The organism is Microbacterium sp. KU4F, from assembly GCF_056868075.1.
Map to the genome: position 1 here is coordinate 2323993 of NZ_CP200324.1, position 15847 is coordinate 2339839.

The window sequence follows — 15847 nt, forward strand, 5'->3', positions numbered from 1 at the left end:
CCGGTGCCGATTCGTGGGCTCAGCGAAGCACACCGCCTGCGAAATGGTCAAGATTTTGTTGACAATCCGAGACGGCGAAACCACTATGGGCAGAGGTAAAAGCCGCCTATCATCGCGGCAGGCCCCCAGACGAGGAAGTCGAGGCAATCATGGCGCGGACGCTGCAGGAGCTGCTGGACGAGCGAGGAAACACCGTCGAGATGCTGCGCGATTCGCAGCTCGGCACCTACATCTATCCGGTCGTGCCGGCCGAGTTCACCAACTGGCGCCGGGAGCAGAAGGCGTGGCGCGAGACAGCCGTGCTCTACGACCAGACGCACCACATGGTCAACTTCTTCGTGTCGGGCCCGGATGCGCTCAAGCTCCTGAGCGACACGGGCATCAACTCCTTCGCGAACTTCCCGGTGAACACCGCCAAGCAGTTCGTGCCGACCGCATCCAACGGCGGCGTCATCGGCGACGGCATCCTCTTCCACGAGGCCGAGAACGAGTACGTCTACGTCGGCCGCGCGCCGGGCGCCAACTGGCTGCAGTTCCACGCCGAGACCGGTGGATACGACGTCGAGTTCCGCTACGACGACCGCTCGCCCTCGCGCCCCTACGGCGCCGCCGTCCACCGCGACTACTACCGCTTCCAGATCCAGGGCCCGAACGCCTGGGACATCATCGAGAAGCTCAACGGCGGCCCGCTCGAAAAGGTGCGCTTCTTCCACATGGGAGAGATGACGATCGCCGGCGAGAAGGTGCGCACCCTCCGCCACGGGATGGCGGGCGCGCCTGGCCTCGAGATCTGGGGACCGTACGCGCAGCACCAGAAGATCCGCGACGCCGTGCTCGAGGCGGGGCGCGAGTTCGGCATCGAACCCTGCGGCTCGCGCGCCTACTCCTCGAACACGCTCGAATCCGGGTGGATCCCGTCGCCGCTTCCGGCGATCTACACCGGAGAGGGCGAGCGCGCGTATCGCGAGTGGCTGCCCGCCAACAGCTATGAGGCGATCAACGCGCTCGCGGGCTCGTTCGTCTCGGAGAACATCGAGGACTACTACCTCAACCCGTGGGAGCTCGGTTACGGCTCGTTCGTGAAGTTCGACCACGACTTCATCGGCCGCGACGCGCTCGAGAAGATCGACCCGGAGACGCAGCGCAAGAAGGTCACGCTCGCTTGGAACGACGAGGACCTGGCCAAGATCCTCACGAGCGTCATCGACCGCGAGGGCGTGGGCTACCAGTTCTTCGACCTCCCGAACGCGAACTACGGCTCGTCGAACTACGACGCGGTGATCGATGCCGACGGCAACAACGTCGGACTCTCGCTGTTCACCGGTGTCACGGCGAACGAGAAGCGCGGACTGTCGCTCGCGACGGTCGACCGCGACGTGCCGGTGGGCGCCGAGGTGCGGGTCGTCTGGGGTGAGCCCGACGGCGGCTCGAAGAAGACCACGGTCGAACCGCACGACCAGATCGCGGTGCGCGCTGTCGTGAGCCCGGTGCCGTATGCGGTCACCGCGCGCGCCGAGTACCAGGGCGGGTGGCGCACCACCGGAAGCCTCTGAGCGAGCGCCCCGCGCGACGAAGCGGTCGCGCGGGCCGCTCCGGAACCTCAGGTGCCTCGGCGCCCACGTGACGCCCCCGCAACTCTCTCGAGTCGGGGGCGTCGCGCATGTCAGGCCGTCCTCTCGCCGTGGATGGCCTCGAACCGGCCGGAGGAGCCGCGGATGGCGCGGGCCACCGTGTCGAAGAGCCAGTCGAGCGCGGCGGGATGCTGCGAGCTCGACCGGCGGTAGAGCGCGATCTCCACGGGCGGCATCTCGAACGGCAGCGGCCGCACCACGAGCGGCCACGTCTGCGCCCACCCGAGCGCGATCGTGTCGGGCAGCGTCGCGATGAGGTCGCGGCTGCGCGCGAGAAGCGGCGGAAGCGACGCGAGGTGGTTCACGGCGATGCGGGCATCGACCTCGATGCCGTGCGCGCGACGCGCCTCGGCGAGAGCGGGCGCGCCGGAGTCGCTGGCGACGGCGACGTGGGAGGCCGCGGCATACGCGTCAAGCGTCAACGGCTCGTCGGCCAGCGGATGCGCGGCCGACATCGCGACGCCGTAGCCCTGCGACTTGAGGACCGTCCGCCCGAACGGGCCCGGCACATGCGAGGGCGTGACGGCGAGATCGACGACGCCGCGCCCCAGCCAGTCGGGGAGGGCGGCCACATCCATCGGCACGACCTCGATCCGCATCCGCGGGGCCTCGGCGCGCACGGCCCGCACGATGGCGGGGAGCCACCCGATCTCACCGAGCTCGGACAGCGCGATGCGGAACGTGCGGTCGGAGTCGGCGGGTGCGAAGCGGTGCACGCCGTCGAGAGTGCGGTCGACGGCGGCGAGGGCATCGCGGAACCCCGGATAGACGCTGTCGGCCAACGGGGTGGGCTCCATCACGCGGCCGACGCGTCGGAACAGCGGGTCGTCGAGCTCCCGCCGCAAGCGCCCGAGGGCCTGGCTCACCGCCGGTTGGGTGACGTACAGGCGACGCGCGGCGCTGGTGAGACTCCGGGTCTCGGCGATCGCCACGAACACGCGGATGAGGTTGAGATCCACCGTCTGCTCCCGACTGAGGCATCCTTGCCTCCGCATAAGCATGGGTAATCGAGATGCCTCCCGTCGATGCCTCCGGGTTTCTTAACCTGTGGATGCGGGCACGGCCGCCCGTCCGAACGAGGGAGTTCACATGTCCGCATCCGCTTTCGACGCCATCGCCCGCGCGGGGAGCGCGGTGGATCTGCTCCGCAATGCGCAGAGCAAGCCGACGATCTTCCCGGTGACGCCGGAGTTCAGCAACTGGCGCAGTGAGCAGCGGTCGTGGCGGGAGAGCGTGGCGCTGCTGGATCAGTCGCACCACATGACCGACCTGTTCATCTCGGGGCCGGATGCGCTGCGGCTGCTGAGCGACACCGGCGTCAACTCGTTCGCCCGGTTCCCGGTGGATGCGGCGAAGCAGTTCATCGCCGTCAATCACGAGGGCTACCTCATCGGCGACGCCATCCTGTTCCACCTCGACGAGCAGCTGTTCGACCTCGTGGGCTGGTACATGGTGCTGGACTGGGTGCAGTTCATCGGCGAGACCGGCGGCTACGACGTCACGTTCGAGCGCGACGCCAACACGCTCATGCGCGAGCCCGGCGTCGATCCCGTCTTCTATCGCTACGAGCTGCAGGGCCCGCACGCGCTCGCCCTCATGGAGAAGCTGACCGGAGCGCCCGTGCCGCCCACGAAGTTCTTCGGCATGGCCACGTTCGACATCGCCGGTGTCACCGTTCGCTCGCTGCGGCACGGCATGGCCGGTCAGCCCGGATTCGAGCTGTTCGGGCCGTGGGCGGACGGCGCCCGCATCCGCGAAGCGATCATCGCGGCGGGCGAGGAGTTCGGCCTCGTGCTCGTGGGGGCGAAGGCGTACTCGTCCGCGAACCTCGAGTCGGCCTGGGTCCCGTCGCCGCTGCCCGCGATCTTCTCGGGCGCGCAGATGGACGACTACCTCGCGTGGCTGCCCGCCGCCCGTCTCGGCTCCCTCGCCGGGAGCTTCGTCTCCGAGCGCATCGAGGACTACTACCTCACGCCCTACGACCTCGGGTACGGGCGCAGTGTCGCGTTCGATCACGACTTCATCGGCCGCGCTGCGCTCGAAGCGCACGCAGCGGCCGAGCAGCGCGTGAAGGTGACGCTCGTCTGGAACCCCGACGACCTCGCCGCCGCGCAGCGCTCCCTCGTCGAAGACGGACTGCCGGCGAAGTACATCGACTTCCCGAAGGCGCGGTACGGCCTCTATCAAGTCGATAGCGTGCGCGCCGACGGCGTGGATGTGGGCATCTCGCACGACTGCGGCTACATCACGAACGAGCAGGCCTTCGTGTCGCTCGCGAGCATCGCCGCCTCGCACGCCGAACCCGGGACCGAGGTGGTGCTCACGTGGGGCGAGGAGCCCAACTCGGCCAAGCCCGCCGTCGAACGGCACCGGCAGGTCGAGATCCGCGCGACGGTCGCCCCGGCGCCCTACTCCCGCTTCGCCCGGGAGAACTACCGCGCGGGGTGAGGGGGCGCGGGCGTCCTGGCGTGCCGTGGAGGTCCCCTCGGGCAGGGCGGCAGGTCGCGCTGGTCTGCTCCCGCTCGAGCGGGCCTTCCCGCATCCCCTGCATCCGTGTCTCACTCGTGCACGTGAATCAGCCGATAGGCGTGAACAATCGAGACACGCAAGATCCGGTGCCCTATCCGTGTCTCAATCGCGCACGCGGAGCGCCTCGTTGACCTGCAAAAGTGAGACACGGAGGGCCGCTGCGCTGGGCAACTCCGTGAGCGGCGGCCCCGTGTCTCAGCCCTGTCCGGGAGCTCCGTACGTGCCGCCGTCGGGCAGGGGCGGGCAGGTGGCGGTGTCGGTCTGGGCGGCGACCGCAGCCCGGATGGCGACGTCGGCATCCGTCTTCGCGAGCGTGTAGACGACACCCTCCTGCGCGCCTTCCGCGGGGATGTAGCCGATGATCGCCGAATCAGATCCTGGACCATCCTCGGCCAGAGGCCAGAAGTGTGTGGTGATGAGGTCGGCCGGGGGGTTGCCGAGCAACCAGTTGCCGGCGGCGGCGACCGTGGTGTTCGGGACCAGCCAGTAGCCCCTCAGCTCTTCGTAGGGGCCGCACGGCCATGTGGTGCCCGAGTTGAATCGGATGGGCGACTTCTCCAGACGAACGGCCCCTGGCGGCACGCTTGTCGCATCCAGCCACGCCTGGGCTTGCGCCAGGGCCGCCGCCTCTCCGGCGGAGGGCGCCGGCGACTCGCTCGTCGCGACGGGAGCCGGTTCCGCGCCTTCGTCCGCTGCGGTCGCGCCGGACGCGCACCCCGTCAACGCGACACAGGCCAAGAGGATCACCACGGGAGCCGAGAGTGAGCGAAGCCGCATAGCCCCAACATAGTGTGGGCTCAGCGCCGCATGGTGGGACGGATGAGGCGGGCGCCGCATTCTGCGCTCATGCTCCGCGCGCGCGGCCGTGTCCGTGTCCGTGTCTCACATGTGCACGCAGATCGCCCATGATGCGTGAACAAGTGAGACACGCCAGCGCATCGCGCTGCAAGGGCCGTGCTCCACTCGCCAAGTGGCAGCCCGTGCGGGTGCCCGGGCCGTGAGGGCGCGGCGCTCACGCGGGGCGGTGGCCTCGCTCGTCGAGCGACCGGCGGGCGCGGCGCAGGAGTTCGCCCAGCGTCTCGCGCTCGGCGTCGTCGAAGTCTGCGAGCATGAGGTCCTCGACCACCGCGATCTGCGGATCGAGGGCGGCGAGGGCGGCGGCGCCCGCATCCGTCAGGTACAGCAGGATCCGCCTGCCGTGCGCCGGGTCGCTCTCGCGGCGCACGAAGCCCTCGGCCACGAGCGGGTCGATGATGCCGGCCATCGTCTGCGCACGCACGAAGGATCGGCGGGCGAGCTCGGAACTGCTGATGCCGGGGCGCCGGTGGAGCACGGTGAGCGCCGTGTATTGCGCGCCCGTCATCCCTGCCGCCGCGCATGCGGCGAGGAACCGGGGGCGCAGGGCGAGCTCGAGCTGCTTGACCATGTAGACGAGACTGCCTCGCTGTGCCGACATCCGGGCCTCCTCCGCGGCGATCACGCTAGCGCACCCGCGACGGGAATCTCGCAGCGTGCGTCCCACTCACTCGCCGGACGCGACGACGCGAGCGCCGCGGACGTCGACGAGGAGCGCTTGGTCGTCGCGCAGCGGTTGCAGGCGGTGGTCGACGCCGTAAGTGTCGAGGATGCGGTCGATCAGTTCCGGCGGGTACGGCGGGAGCAGCCCATCGGCATGGGGAACGACTGTCGTGTCGATGAGCGCCAGGCCCCGCGTGTCGCGCAGCAGCGGGCCGTCGGCCGGGTCGTCCATGAGTGACGCGGGAGCGATATCGGGGCCCGCGATGATCGACCCGGCACTCGTCCCGATGTACGGAAGACCGGCCCGCACGTGGTCGACGATCACGGCGTCGTTGCCTGTCGTCTTCAGCGCCTCGAGGAGGGCGAAGGTGCTGCCACCGGCCACGTAGAGCGCGTCGAGACCGCCGAGCGTCGCATCCAGCTGATCCGGCTCCACATCGCGCGCGATGATCTCCCGCACCTCATGGCCCAGGGCCGAGACTCGCGCTCGCTCTGCCGCAACGAACGGGGCACCGGCCATTCCGGCCTGCGCATCCGTCACGTAACCGATCGTGAGTCGGCGATCCGTAGCTTCGCTCGCGTCGGCCAGGAAGGGAGCGAGAGCCCCGGATTGCCAGGACAGCAGGAGAAGCCTCATGCTTCGACGCTATCCGGCGCCCCCGACGCCCACGGTGCGCGGGTGTTGACGGATACTCGCGCACGCTCTACTGTTTCAGGCATCCTGAAATACGCGCAAGGATGCGCAAGGAGGACACCGTGGCCGAATCCACCCGACTCTCGCTCACCATGGCCGATCTCGCCGGTTCCGCCGGCCGGACGTTCGGACCGTCGTCCTGGCGGCGGATCACGCAGGACGAGGTCGACCTCTTCGCGCGCGTGACCGGTGACGACAACCCCATCCATCTCGACGCCGAGGTCGCTGCGGCGACCCCGTTCGGCACGCGCATCGCACACGGACTGCTCACCCTGAGCCTCGTGGTGCCGCTCATGGCAGAGGTCTTCGAGGTCGAGGATGCGGGCATGGGCATCAACTACGGCCTGAACCGCGTACGCTTCCCCGCCCCCGTGCCCGTGGGCAGCCGCATCCGCGTGTCGGGAGAGGTGCGCACCGCGAGCGAGGTCGCCGGGGGCATGCAGATCGAGGTGCCGGTGACCTTCGAGGTCGAGGATGCGGCCAAGCCCGCGTGTGTGGCGGAACTGGTGCTGCGCTACTACCACTGACGCGCCGAGCGGACGCCGCCGTCCGCGCTCGGCTCCCCGCCGCCACGCGGGAGACATCGGACGAAGGGGTTCGGATGAGAGGCCACTACAGCGACGTGTGGCAGGAGGTCGCGCGCGCGTTCGGCGACCGGCCGGCGGTCGTCACGCCCACGGGCACGATGACCTACGAGCGGTTCGCGCGCGACGCCGGCGCCCTGTCGGGGTATCTCGCACGGGCGGGGCTCCGACCCGGGGACTCGGTCGCGATCCTCCTCTACAACCGTCCCGAGTACCTCGTGAGCCTCTTCGCCTGCTTCGCCAGTGCGATCGCGCCCGTCCCGCTGAACTACCGCTATCGCGCGGTCGAGGTGCGCGCGCTGCTCGAGGATTCCGGTGCGAGGGTGCTCGTGTACCCCACCTCGCTCGCGGACGTGGTGCGCGATGCGCTCGAGGGCTGGGAACAGGCGCCGCAGCTCATCGTGATCGACGACGGACCGGGTCCCGTGCCCGCCGTCGGGACGACGTGGACGGATGCGGTCGCCACGCCGCACGAGCTTCCCGCGACCCCGCCGGAGGGGGCGGAGCTGCGCCTGTACACCGGAGGCACGACCGGCAAGCCGAAGGCGGTCGTCTGGGCCGCCGAAGACATCCTCTCGGTGCAGCTCTACTCCATCTACGGCACGGCGGGACTCGAGGTGCCGACGTCCATGGCCGAGGTTCTCGCGATCGCGGCGGACCCGCCTCCCACCCGAACGCTCCCGCTCGCGCCGTTCCTTCACGGCACGGCCCTGTTCGCGTCGATGAACACCCTCGTGCTCGGCGGCACCGTGCTCATCCTGCCCTCGGCGCGGTTCGACGCCGACGCCGCCGTGCGGTTCGCCCTCGACGAGCGGGCCACACGCGTCATCATCGCCGGCGACGCCATCGGGCTGCCGCTCGTCGAGGCGCTCGAGCGCAGCGGCGTCACCGGCTTCGGCGAGGTCCATTCGATCATCAGCTCGGGGATGCGGCTCAGTGCCCAGGTGAAGCGCCGGTTCCACGAGCGGGCCGACATCGTCATCACCGACCTGCTCGCTTCGACGGAGGGCGGACCCTACGCCGTCAACGTCACCGCATCCTCCGCCGATCTGCCGGGCGAGCTGCGCCTGCTGCCCGGTGCGGTCGTGCTCGACGAGAACCTGCAGCAGGTGCAGCACCTCGACGGGGGTCGCGGCATCCTGGCGTTCCGCGGCACGCTGCCCAAGGGCTACTTCCGCGACGAGGAGAAGACGCGAGCGACCTTCCCGGTCATCGACGGCGTGCGCCACGTCATGCCCGGCGACTGGGCCCTCGCGCACGGCGACGGGACGGTCGAGCTGCTCGGTCGGGGAAGCTCCGTCGTGAACACGGGCGGCGAGAAGGTGTATCCGGCCGAGGTGGAAGAGGCGCTGCTCGCCTTCCCGGCCATCGGCGACGCCGTCGTGTTCGGCATGCCCGACCAGCGCTACGGCGAGGTGGTGACTGCCGTCGTCGTTCCCGCAGGCGGGGCGGCGATCGACGCCGACGCCCTGCGCACGCATCTGGACGCCCGCCTCGCCGGGTACAAGAAGCCGCGTCACCTCGTGATCCGGGACAGCCTCGAGCGCAGTCCGCACGGCAAGATCGACCTCCCGCGGCTCAAGGCCGGGTTGCAGGCGCTCGTCGGCGGCGTCGACGCTCCGACCGGCACGACGCGCATCGTGCACTGACGTCCCTGCGTTCCCTGGGTCGCGAGACTGCACTTTGGGCACGAGATCACTGTGTTCACCCGTGATCTCGTGCGGGAAATGCAGTCTCGCGGGCCTGAGGGTTCACGGGTCGCTGCCCGGCGGCTTGACCCTCACGCGGCGTGAGGGCGCACGGTGGTCACATGAGCGACTTCTCCCCCGCCTTCGGCATCAGCCCCGTGCCCCCGCCAGGGCCGGATGCCGTGGCCCCCAGCTGTTCCGCGGCATCTACGGCATGCCCATGTTCGTCACGATCCCGTCGGCGGATCTCGCCGCATCCGTCGACTTCTGGACCCGCGGGCTCGGCTTCTTCGAGCTGTTCGCGATTCCGGGGCAGCTCGCACACCTGCGGCGGTGGGCGTTCCAGGACGTCCTGCTCGTTCCGGCCGCATCCGCGCAGCAGACTCCTCAGATGACGGTGAGCTTCGCCTGCGTGCTGGGACAGATCGAGGGCACCGCGGATGCGGTTCGTGCCGTGGATGCGGAGGCGGCGACCGGCCCGCGCGACACCGCGTGGAACACGCGCGATCTCGAGGTGTTGACGCCCGAGAACGTGCGGGTCGCGCTCACCGCGGCCAAGCCGTTCGATCCCGAGAGCGCCGAAGGGGTCGCGTTGCGGGCCGTGGGCATCGGCGTCGAGGGAGGTGAGAATGGTGAGCATGTCTGACGGGACGGAGCTCAGCGTCGGGCAGGCGGCGCGCCGGCTCGGCGTCACGGTGCGCACGTTGCATCACTGGGACGAGATCGGGCTCGCTGAGCCCTCCGTGCGTGAGGACAGCGGGTATCGCCGGTACGCGGGCTCCGACATGGAGCGGTTGCAGCGCATCGTCGTCTACCGCGAGCTCGGGATCGGTCTCGAGGACATCCGCATCGTCCTGGACGGGTCGGCGCTCGAGGCCGCCGACGTGCTGCGCACGCAACGCGCACGCCTGGGGGAGCGGATCGAGGAGCTCCGGCGTCGCGGCGACGACGTCGAGCGGCTGATCGACGCCTACGAGAACGGCCTCACGCTCACCGTGCGCGAGCAGGTGGAGGCGTTCGGCTCCGAGTGGGATCCGCGCTGGCCGCTGCAGGCGCGGGAGCGATACGGCGACACCGCCCAGTGGCAGCAGTATGCGGAGCGCTCGGCGAAGCGGGATGCGGCCGAGTGGGCGCGCATCGCGCACACCGTCACCGCGCTGGATGGGGAGCTGGCGGACGCCGTCGCAGCGGGCGTCGAGCCGGGAAGCGAACCCGCCGACACGCTCGTCGACCGTCACCGCGAGGTGTTCTCGCAGTACTTCCCCCTCACCGGCAGCATGCAGGTCTGCCTCGGCCGGATGTACGAGGCGGATCCCGCCTTCGCCGCGCACTATGACGGCGTGCGCCCCGGTCTCACCGCGTGGTTGCGCCGGGCGATCGACGCCCGTGCCCGCAGCGAGGGTCTCGACCCCGACACCGCCACCTGGGAGTGACCCGCGCCTGATGCGCCCCTCACTCCCTACATTCGCGCCTCCCTGCTAGGTTCCCGCGACATTGCACTTTCGCGACGAGATCACTGTGTTTACCCGTGATCTCGTGAGGGCGTGGGGACAGTCTCGCGGGAGCAGAGGGGTTTCAGTCGAAGGAGCGGAGGCGGCGCAGCTTTCTGTGGCCGAGAACGGCGGCGACCGGCTTCACCCACACGATCTCGCCGAAGCGGTAGTCCGCCCCGCGGGCGAGGCGCGCGGCGAGGTCGGGTCGCAGCATCCACAGGTATCCGCGGGCCAGCTCCGCGTGCACCGAGTTCGACACGATCTTGATCACGTCGGCGGCCTCGATCAACGGGATCGCGTTCTCGATGTTCTGCCACGTCGACCTGCTGGTCGGCTCGAGCACGGAGGGGCCGCGGTAGCCGAGCTCGTCACGGGCGTACGCAGCCATGATCTCCGCCTCGGGGATGGGGCCTTCCACCGTCCCGCCGCAGAACACCAGGATGCTGCGGGTCGCCGTCGGGTCGATCGAGCGCAGCCCTGCCCGCACGCGGTAGCGGTTCTCGCGGTTGGCCCGCGGTCCGCGATTGCCGTAGCCCAGAACCACGATGGCTTCCGTGCCGCGCGCGGATGGTGAGCCGAGGCGTCGCCGGCTGGCGCACCAATGCGTCACCTCGCCGAAGGAGAGCACCGCAACCGCTGCGGCCGTCGCGATGGCCAGAGCGAAGCGGAACGGGCGCACGTCTTCAGGATAGGAGGCGTGTCACTCCTGCCTCCCCGAGGCGGAGCCTCCGCGCCCGCGAGACTGCATTTCCCGCACGAGATCACTGTGTTTACCCGTGATCTCGTGCCGAAGATGCAGTCTCGCGGGAAAGAAGGAAAGAGGGAAGAGGGGGGGTTGGCGCGCTCAGGTGTCGCCGCGACCGAGGCGCTCGAACCACGACAGGGTGCCGCGGGTCATGTCGTCGGGGGCGCCGAGCTCTGCCAGCAGAGCCAGTGCATCGCGCACCTCCTGCTCGCGACGCGTGCGATGCGCGTGGGTCCCGGAGATCAGCCGTTCGACGAGCGCGGGGGCGTCGGGCCCAGCTTCGCCGTGAGCTGCCCTCGCATCCAGTCCGCCGCATCCGCTGCTTCCGCGGCCGTGAGCGTTTCGATGAGGAGGGTCGCGAGGCCCTTCATGAAGACGCTCCGCACCATCTTCAGACGCGCGGCGGCACCGACGGGTGCGTCGATCGTGTCGATCGGGACCCCGAGCGGGCGCAGCGATTCGGCGAGGCGCGCCGCGCCCGGGCCGCTCGCGAGCAAGGATGTGCGGATGCCGGCGCGTGTGACCGGCGCGAGCACGGCGACATCCGCGACGAGAAGACCCGCCCGCTCGGCGATCTTCTCGACCGCGCCTTTCACCTCGGGTGCGGCGGTGTTGAAGTCGGCGTACAGCGCGCCCGGCTCCAGCAGCGGCGCGACCTGCTCGGCCACCGACACTGCGGCGTGCGTGCCCACGAGGCTGATGGTCATCTCGGCGTCTGTCACCGCCTCGGCGAGGGTGTGCACGCGAGGAACAGCGGGGTCGGCCTCGCGAGGATCCGGGTCGTACCCGCGCACCACCGCGCCCGCGCGTGAGAGCCCGACGGCGTAGCGGCGCCCCGCCTCCCCGAGTCCGATGACGGCGATACGCGTCACGCGCGCACCGTCGGTGCCGCATCCGCGCGCTCGGCGAGGTCGGCGATGTATGCCCACGATTTCGCGGAGACGCCCGCGTCCGGACGCGGTCCGTGCACGACGGCCGCGTCATCGAGGCCCGAGCCATAGAGGGCCCGCAGGGCGCGGGTGATTCCGGCAGACGCCACGCGCAGGGTCTCGAGAACGGCCGCGGCGGGCGCGCCGTCGTTGGGGACGACGGCGCCGAGCGCGGCATACACCTCGCCCTCGGGCCCGCGCACCGGAACCGCCATGCCCCGTGACTCGAGGTGGATGTGGCCGGACGCGACCGCGAACCCGTCGGCGCGGATGCGGGCGAGCTCGGCTCCGAGCACCTGCGGATCCGTGATCGTGTGCGGCGTGTACGCACGCATCGGGCTGCGCAGCACCTCGTCGACGACGCCGGCAGGTGCGTGCGCGAGCAGTACCAGCCCGTTCGAGGAGGCGTGGAGCGGGATGCGCCCGCCGATCAGCGTCGCGTTGACGACCGCATCCGGCGCCGACATCCGCTCGATGAACAGCACGTCGAGCTCGGCGCGCACCCCGAGCTGCACGTGCTGACGGATGCGGGCGTGCGCCGCGGCGATCCAGGGACGTGCGACCTCCCTCAGCCCCAGAGCGCCAGGGGTGCGTGAGGCGTACTCCCACAGCCTCACGCCGAGACGGTAGGTGCGATCCGGTAGCCGCTCGAGCAGTCCCTCCTGCGTCAGCTCCGAGACCAGCCGGTGCGCGGTGGACACGGGGATGCGGGCGGTGCCGGCGATCTCACCCAGTGTGAGGAACGGATGCAGGGCGTCGAAGGCGTCGAGCACCCGCAGGTGCCGATGCAATGCCGACTCGCCGGCCGATCCTCGCGCCATCGCGACTCCTCCCGCTACCGGGACCCTACCGCGCGCCCGGCGCACGACTCAGCCAGAACTCGGCGTCGCGGGACGCCCCCCGGGTCCGCCGGGTGGTTCTGGCTGAGTCGTGCCGGCGCGGCCAACGGCCGGCGCTCAGGCGCGATAGACCGTGCGCGCCCACTCGTGGTACGGGGCGGGGGCGACGGTCGCCCGCACGAGCACCTGGCGGTGGTGCTGATCGACCGAGTCCTTCGCGGAGATCGGGTTCTCTCCCCAGACGATCTCGACCTCGTCGCCGTCGGGGATGTCGGCGTCGAGGGTCGCGAGAGACATGTACAGCTGGTCGTAGGCGATGTAGCCCGCATCCGTCGAGATACCGACGCGCTCGCCGCCCCGACGCACCTCGTCCATCTGGTACAGCCCGTAGCGTGCCTTCGGGAAGTCGAGGAATTTCGCCGGAGTCCCCGGTTCGAGCTGCGAGCGGACGACGGCGGCGACGTCGTCGGCGTTCCACAGCAGTGTGACCTTGCGTCGGCGGGGGTTCTCCGCGTGTCGCTCCAGCGCCTCGCGGCCGTGGAAGTCATGGTCGAAGCGCACCGAGCGGCCGAGCCCGATGTCGTACGGCGTCAGGTAGAAGTCGCGCACGTCGTCCGAGGTGAGGGAACCCGCTACCGATCCGATCCGTTCCGCGGGCAGCCACGACCGGTACTCGGCCATGTCGTCGTCGAAGACGGCGGGGAACGGCGTGGGCACCCAGCCCGACTCGAGGGGGGTCGCCGAGTAGGCCTTCGCGCCGACGCGGCGGATGCCGAACTCCTCGCCGGCCTCCAGGATCGTCTGCAGCACGTGCTCGTTGTCCGCCCACGGGCCGAAGAACTCGAAGCCCGGCTGTCCGGCCATGCCGTGACGCAGCGCCTTCACCGCGCGGCCGCCGATCGTGACGTCTCCGATGTGGAAGAACTTGATGTCGGGCGCCGGGCCGCCGAAGAGCTTCTCCATGACGCGGTCAGCCTCGGGGCCCTGCAGCTCGTAGCGGTAGAAGGTGGGCGGGCCCTGCCGCATGTGCGAGTTCGGTTCCAGGCGCTGATGCACGTCCTTGCCCTGCGCCGCGGCCTTCTCCAGGGTGAAACGGACCCAGTCGATGAGGATGTGGTGGCCGATGAGCACGAGGCCCTCGGGGGCGTCCTCGTTGTAGAACAGGATGCCGTCTCCCACGAGGTAGCCGGACTCGTTCACGCTGATGAGCTGTTTGGCCACGCCCGGGCGGAACGTGGCGAAGGTGTTGGGGGAGATGGAGGAGAGCACCTCGATGAGGTCGCTGCCGCCGAGGAACAGCTGCGTCATGTGATGCGACTGGTCCATCAGTGCGACCGTGGTGTTCCAGGCGCGCTGCTCATCGCGCCAGTTCGTGAACTCGGGCGCGACCGGGAACGTGAACGCCGGCCAGTTCTGGTTGCGCAGCAGCTCGAGCGGGCTTCCGGTGCGTTCGATCGCCGCGGCGAGGGATTCGGATGTCATCGTCGACCTTCCTTTCGTCGAGCCGAGCATGCGCCGGCCGGGATCGGTGGTGGGATGGATTTCCGTTCATGTGAATTCTGTGCGGCGCCGCTCGCCGTCCGCGAGAGAGTGTGATCAGAACGTGCCCCGGATTCGACGCCAAAATCGTTGACAATCTTGGGGTGACTCCGTACCGTCCCAGGAACGGGGCGAACCCCCGGTCTCGCAATGACGCGACGACACGGAAAGGCGGCCATGGCGGCTCGACTCACCCTCAAGGACGTGAACCTGCGGTTCGGCGGGATCACGGTGCTGCACGACGTCGGCTTCGACGTGGAACCCGGGCAGATCTTCGGCCTCGTCGGGCCCAACGGTGCCGGGAAGACCTCGCTGTTCAACTGCATCAGCGGGCACTACCGGCCGAGTTCGGGATCCATCACGATCGACGGCGACGAGGCATCCGGGCAGACCCCGGCGCACCTCGCGCGGCGCGGGCTCGCCCGCACCTTCCAGCATCCGGCACTGCAGCTGCACGCATCCGTGCTCGAGAACGTGATGCTGGGCGCGCACACGCGCCTTCCGGGAGGGCCCGGCGAGTGGGCGATCCGCACGCCGCGCACGTGGCGCTCGGAGCGGGAGATGCGCACTGAGGCGCTGCGGCTGCTGGAGCGCTCCGGCCTCGGCTGGGCGGCCAACCGCCACGCGGATGAGCTCTCGCACGGACTCCACAAGGCGATCGAGCTGTGCCGGGCACTCATGTCGCACCCGAAGCTGCTCCTGCTGGACGAGCCGGCGGCGGGCCTGCCGCATTCCGAGGTCGAGCAGCTCATCGCGACCGTCCGCGCCATCCGCGACGAAGACGACATCACCGTCGTGATCGTCGAGCACCACATGGGACTCATCGCGGCACTGACCGACCGTGTGGTCGTGCTCGATCACGGCCGCAAGCTCATGGAGGGCTCGGCCGCCGAGGCGCAGAGCGATCCCCGGGTGATCGAGGCCTACATCGGCAAGGAGGCCGCCGATGACGCTGCTTGAACTCATCGACGTGACCGCGTCGTACGGTCCCGTCCAGGTGCTCGACGGAGTGTCGCTGAGCGTGCCCGAGGAGGGTGCCGTCGGCATCCTCGGGGCGAACGGCGCGGGTAAGACGACCACGCTCCGCGCGATCAGCGGCATGGTGCGCACGACCGGCACCATCCGCTTCGACGGCCGCGACATCCGCGGGATGCGGCCCGAGAAGGTCGCGTCCATCGGCATCGCGCACGTGCCCGAGGGGCGTGGCACGCTCGGGGCGCTGACGGTGCGCGAGAACCTGCGGGTGGGCGCCTACCAGCGGCGCGACCACAAGGCGATCCAGAACGACATCGACTACTGCCTCGAGCTGTTCCCGAACCTCAAGGAGCGCTACCGCTCGCACGCGTCGGCCTTGTCGGGTGGGGAGCAGCAGATGCTCGCCGTGGCGCGCGCCTTCATGGCGAGGCCGCGGCTGCTCCTGCTCGACGAGGCGTCTCTGGGCCTCGCCCCGAGCACCGCGCGCACGGTCTACGACGCCATCGCGAGGCTCCGTCGAGAGTCCGGCATCGCGATGCTCGTGGTCGAGCAGAACGCGACGCTCGCCTTCCGACTCGTCGACACCGCGACCGTGCTCGAGACCGGCCGGAACGTGCTCACCGGTACGTCGGCCGAGCTCAAGGGCATGGACGAGATCCGCCGCGCCTACCTGGGAGGTTGAG

General features: G+C 70.0%; 17 protein-coding genes. 8 read left to right on the forward strand and 9 right to left on the reverse strand.

Annotated elements, in window-relative coordinates; translation table 11 throughout:
- Positions 1-149 precede the first annotated feature (149 nt).
- The gene (gene ligM / locus AC1VNH_RS11880; RefSeq protein WP_243226474.1) at positions 150-1553 is read left to right on the forward strand and encodes a vanillate/3-O-methylgallate O-demethylase; all 1404 of its coding nucleotides are present in this window, start codon (positions 150-152) and stop codon (positions 1551-1553) included.
- A gap of 110 nt (positions 1554-1663) precedes the next feature.
- Here ligM and AC1VNH_RS11885 read toward each other — a convergent pair whose 3' ends face one another.
- Positions 1664-2590, reverse strand: coding sequence for a LysR family transcriptional regulator (locus AC1VNH_RS11885; RefSeq protein ID WP_483111578.1), 927 nt, complete (start codon positions 2588-2590; stop codon positions 1664-1666).
- A 130-nt stretch (positions 2591-2720) separates the two neighbouring features.
- On the opposite strand from AC1VNH_RS11885, the gene AC1VNH_RS11890 reads away from it, so the two are divergent.
- Positions 2721-4079, forward strand: coding sequence for an aminomethyl transferase family protein (locus AC1VNH_RS11890; RefSeq protein ID WP_483111580.1), 1359 nt, complete (start codon positions 2721-2723; stop codon positions 4077-4079).
- A 276-nt stretch (positions 4080-4355) separates the two neighbouring features.
- On the opposite strand, the gene AC1VNH_RS11895 is transcribed toward AC1VNH_RS11890, so the two are convergent.
- The 3 genes from AC1VNH_RS11895 to AC1VNH_RS11905 form a co-directional block, all read right to left on the reverse strand.
- Complete coding sequence (locus AC1VNH_RS11895; protein WP_483111581.1) at positions 4356-4937, reverse strand: hypothetical protein; 582 nt, start codon at positions 4935-4937, stop codon at positions 4356-4358.
- 235 nt (positions 4938-5172) lie between these two features.
- Entirely contained in the window at positions 5173-5616 is a 444-nt protein-coding gene (locus AC1VNH_RS11900) for a MarR family winged helix-turn-helix transcriptional regulator (RefSeq protein ID WP_483111582.1), read from the reverse strand.
- A 66-nt stretch (positions 5617-5682) separates the two neighbouring features.
- Positions 5683-6315: a Type 1 glutamine amidotransferase-like domain-containing protein gene (locus AC1VNH_RS11905; RefSeq protein WP_483111583.1), complete on the reverse strand. Its 633-nt coding sequence runs from the start codon at positions 6313-6315 to the stop codon at positions 5683-5685.
- Between the two features lie 119 nt (positions 6316-6434).
- Here AC1VNH_RS11905 and AC1VNH_RS11910 point away from each other — a divergent pair, with 119 nt between their 5' ends.
- The 4 genes from AC1VNH_RS11910 to AC1VNH_RS11925 all read left to right on the forward strand — a co-directional run bounded on the left by AC1VNH_RS11910 (position 6435) and on the right by AC1VNH_RS11925 (position 10077).
- A complete protein-coding gene (locus tag AC1VNH_RS11910) occupies positions 6435-6899 on the forward strand; it encodes a MaoC family dehydratase (RefSeq protein ID WP_483111584.1) in 465 nt (154 codons plus the stop codon).
- Positions 6900-6973: 74 nt separating this feature from the next.
- The gene (locus AC1VNH_RS11915; protein ID WP_483111585.1) at positions 6974-8605 is read left to right on the forward strand and encodes an AMP-binding protein; all 1632 of its coding nucleotides are present in this window, start codon (positions 6974-6976) and stop codon (positions 8603-8605) included.
- A 253-nt stretch (positions 8606-8858) separates the two neighbouring features.
- Positions 8859-9290 carry a VOC family protein gene (locus tag AC1VNH_RS11920; protein WP_483111586.1) on the forward strand — a complete coding sequence of 144 codons (432 nt, stop codon included), beginning with the start codon at positions 8859-8861 and terminating at the stop codon, positions 9288-9290.
- Positions 9283-10077 carry a MerR family transcriptional regulator gene (locus AC1VNH_RS11925; RefSeq protein ID WP_483111587.1) on the forward strand — a complete coding sequence of 265 codons (795 nt, stop codon included), beginning with the start codon at positions 9283-9285 and terminating at the stop codon, positions 10075-10077. Before AC1VNH_RS11920 ends, AC1VNH_RS11925 begins: the two co-directional genes overlap by 8 nt.
- Positions 10078-10219: 142 nt before the next feature.
- Here AC1VNH_RS11925 and AC1VNH_RS11930 read toward each other — a convergent pair whose 3' ends face one another.
- The 5 genes from AC1VNH_RS11930 to AC1VNH_RS11950 all read right to left on the reverse strand — a co-directional run bounded on the left by AC1VNH_RS11930 (position 10220) and on the right by AC1VNH_RS11950 (position 14132).
- Entirely contained in the window at positions 10220-10816 is a 597-nt protein-coding gene (locus AC1VNH_RS11930) for a YdcF family protein (RefSeq protein WP_483111588.1), read from the reverse strand.
- A 165-nt stretch (positions 10817-10981) separates the two neighbouring features.
- Positions 10982-11188, reverse strand: coding sequence for a DUF1932 domain-containing protein (locus tag AC1VNH_RS11935; protein WP_483112724.1), 207 nt, complete (start codon positions 11186-11188; stop codon positions 10982-10984).
- Entirely contained in the window at positions 11125-11754 is a 630-nt protein-coding gene (locus AC1VNH_RS11940) for an NAD(P)-binding domain-containing protein (protein WP_483111589.1), read from the reverse strand. Before AC1VNH_RS11940 ends, AC1VNH_RS11935 begins: the two co-directional genes overlap by 64 nt.
- Positions 11751-12632 carry an IclR family transcriptional regulator gene (locus AC1VNH_RS11945; RefSeq protein ID WP_483111591.1) on the reverse strand — a complete coding sequence of 294 codons (882 nt, stop codon included), beginning with the start codon at positions 12630-12632 and terminating at the stop codon, positions 11751-11753. The genes AC1VNH_RS11940 and AC1VNH_RS11945 overlap by 4 nt, the downstream gene beginning before the upstream one ends.
- Before the next feature lie 135 nt (positions 12633-12767).
- Positions 12768-14132 carry an aminomethyl transferase family protein gene (locus AC1VNH_RS11950; protein WP_483111593.1) on the reverse strand — a complete coding sequence of 455 codons (1365 nt, stop codon included), beginning with the start codon at positions 14130-14132 and terminating at the stop codon, positions 12768-12770.
- A gap of 234 nt (positions 14133-14366) precedes the next feature.
- Between AC1VNH_RS11950 and AC1VNH_RS11955 the strand changes: the two genes are divergently transcribed.
- Positions 14367-15149 (forward strand): ABC transporter ATP-binding protein, encoded by a 783-nt coding sequence (locus tag AC1VNH_RS11955; protein WP_137418706.1) that lies wholly within the window; start codon positions 14367-14369, stop codon positions 15147-15149.
- On the forward strand, positions 15136-15846 hold the full coding sequence (locus AC1VNH_RS11960) for an ABC transporter ATP-binding protein (RefSeq protein ID WP_483111595.1): 711 nt from the start codon (positions 15136-15138) through the stop codon (positions 15844-15846). Before AC1VNH_RS11955 ends, AC1VNH_RS11960 begins: the two co-directional genes overlap by 14 nt.
- Position 15847 lies beyond the last annotated feature (1 nt).

Coding starts and splice junctions, on each gene's coding strand:
- AC1VNH_RS11945 (WP_483111591.1), bottom strand. CDS start 12,632: ATGGCGCGAGGATCGGCCGGCGAGTCGGCATTGCATCGGCACCTGCGG.
- AC1VNH_RS11925 (WP_483111587.1), top strand. CDS start 9,283: ATGTCTGACGGGACGGAGCTCAGCGTCGGGCAGGCGGCGCGCCGGCTC.
- AC1VNH_RS11905 (WP_483111583.1), bottom strand. CDS start 6,315: ATGAGGCTTCTCCTGCTGTCCTGGCAATCCGGGGCTCTCGCTCCCTTC.
- ligM (WP_243226474.1), top strand. CDS start 150: ATGGCGCGGACGCTGCAGGAGCTGCTGGACGAGCGAGGAAACACCGTC.
- AC1VNH_RS11900 (WP_483111582.1), bottom strand. CDS start 5,616: ATGTCGGCACAGCGAGGCAGTCTCGTCTACATGGTCAAGCAGCTCGAG.
- AC1VNH_RS11915 (WP_483111585.1), top strand. CDS start 6,974: ATGAGAGGCCACTACAGCGACGTGTGGCAGGAGGTCGCGCGCGCGTTC.
- AC1VNH_RS11955 (WP_137418706.1), top strand. CDS start 14,367: ATGGCGGCTCGACTCACCCTCAAGGACGTGAACCTGCGGTTCGGCGGG.
- AC1VNH_RS11890 (WP_483111580.1), top strand. CDS start 2,721: ATGTCCGCATCCGCTTTCGACGCCATCGCCCGCGCGGGGAGCGCGGTG.
- AC1VNH_RS11920 (WP_483111586.1), top strand. CDS start 8,859: ATGCCCATGTTCGTCACGATCCCGTCGGCGGATCTCGCCGCATCCGTC.
- AC1VNH_RS11950 (WP_483111593.1), bottom strand. CDS start 14,132: ATGACATCCGAATCCCTCGCCGCGGCGATCGAACGCACCGGAAGCCCG.
- AC1VNH_RS11895 (WP_483111581.1), bottom strand. CDS start 4,937: ATGCGGCTTCGCTCACTCTCGGCTCCCGTGGTGATCCTCTTGGCCTGT.
- AC1VNH_RS11960 (WP_483111595.1), top strand. CDS start 15,136: ATGACGCTGCTTGAACTCATCGACGTGACCGCGTCGTACGGTCCCGTC.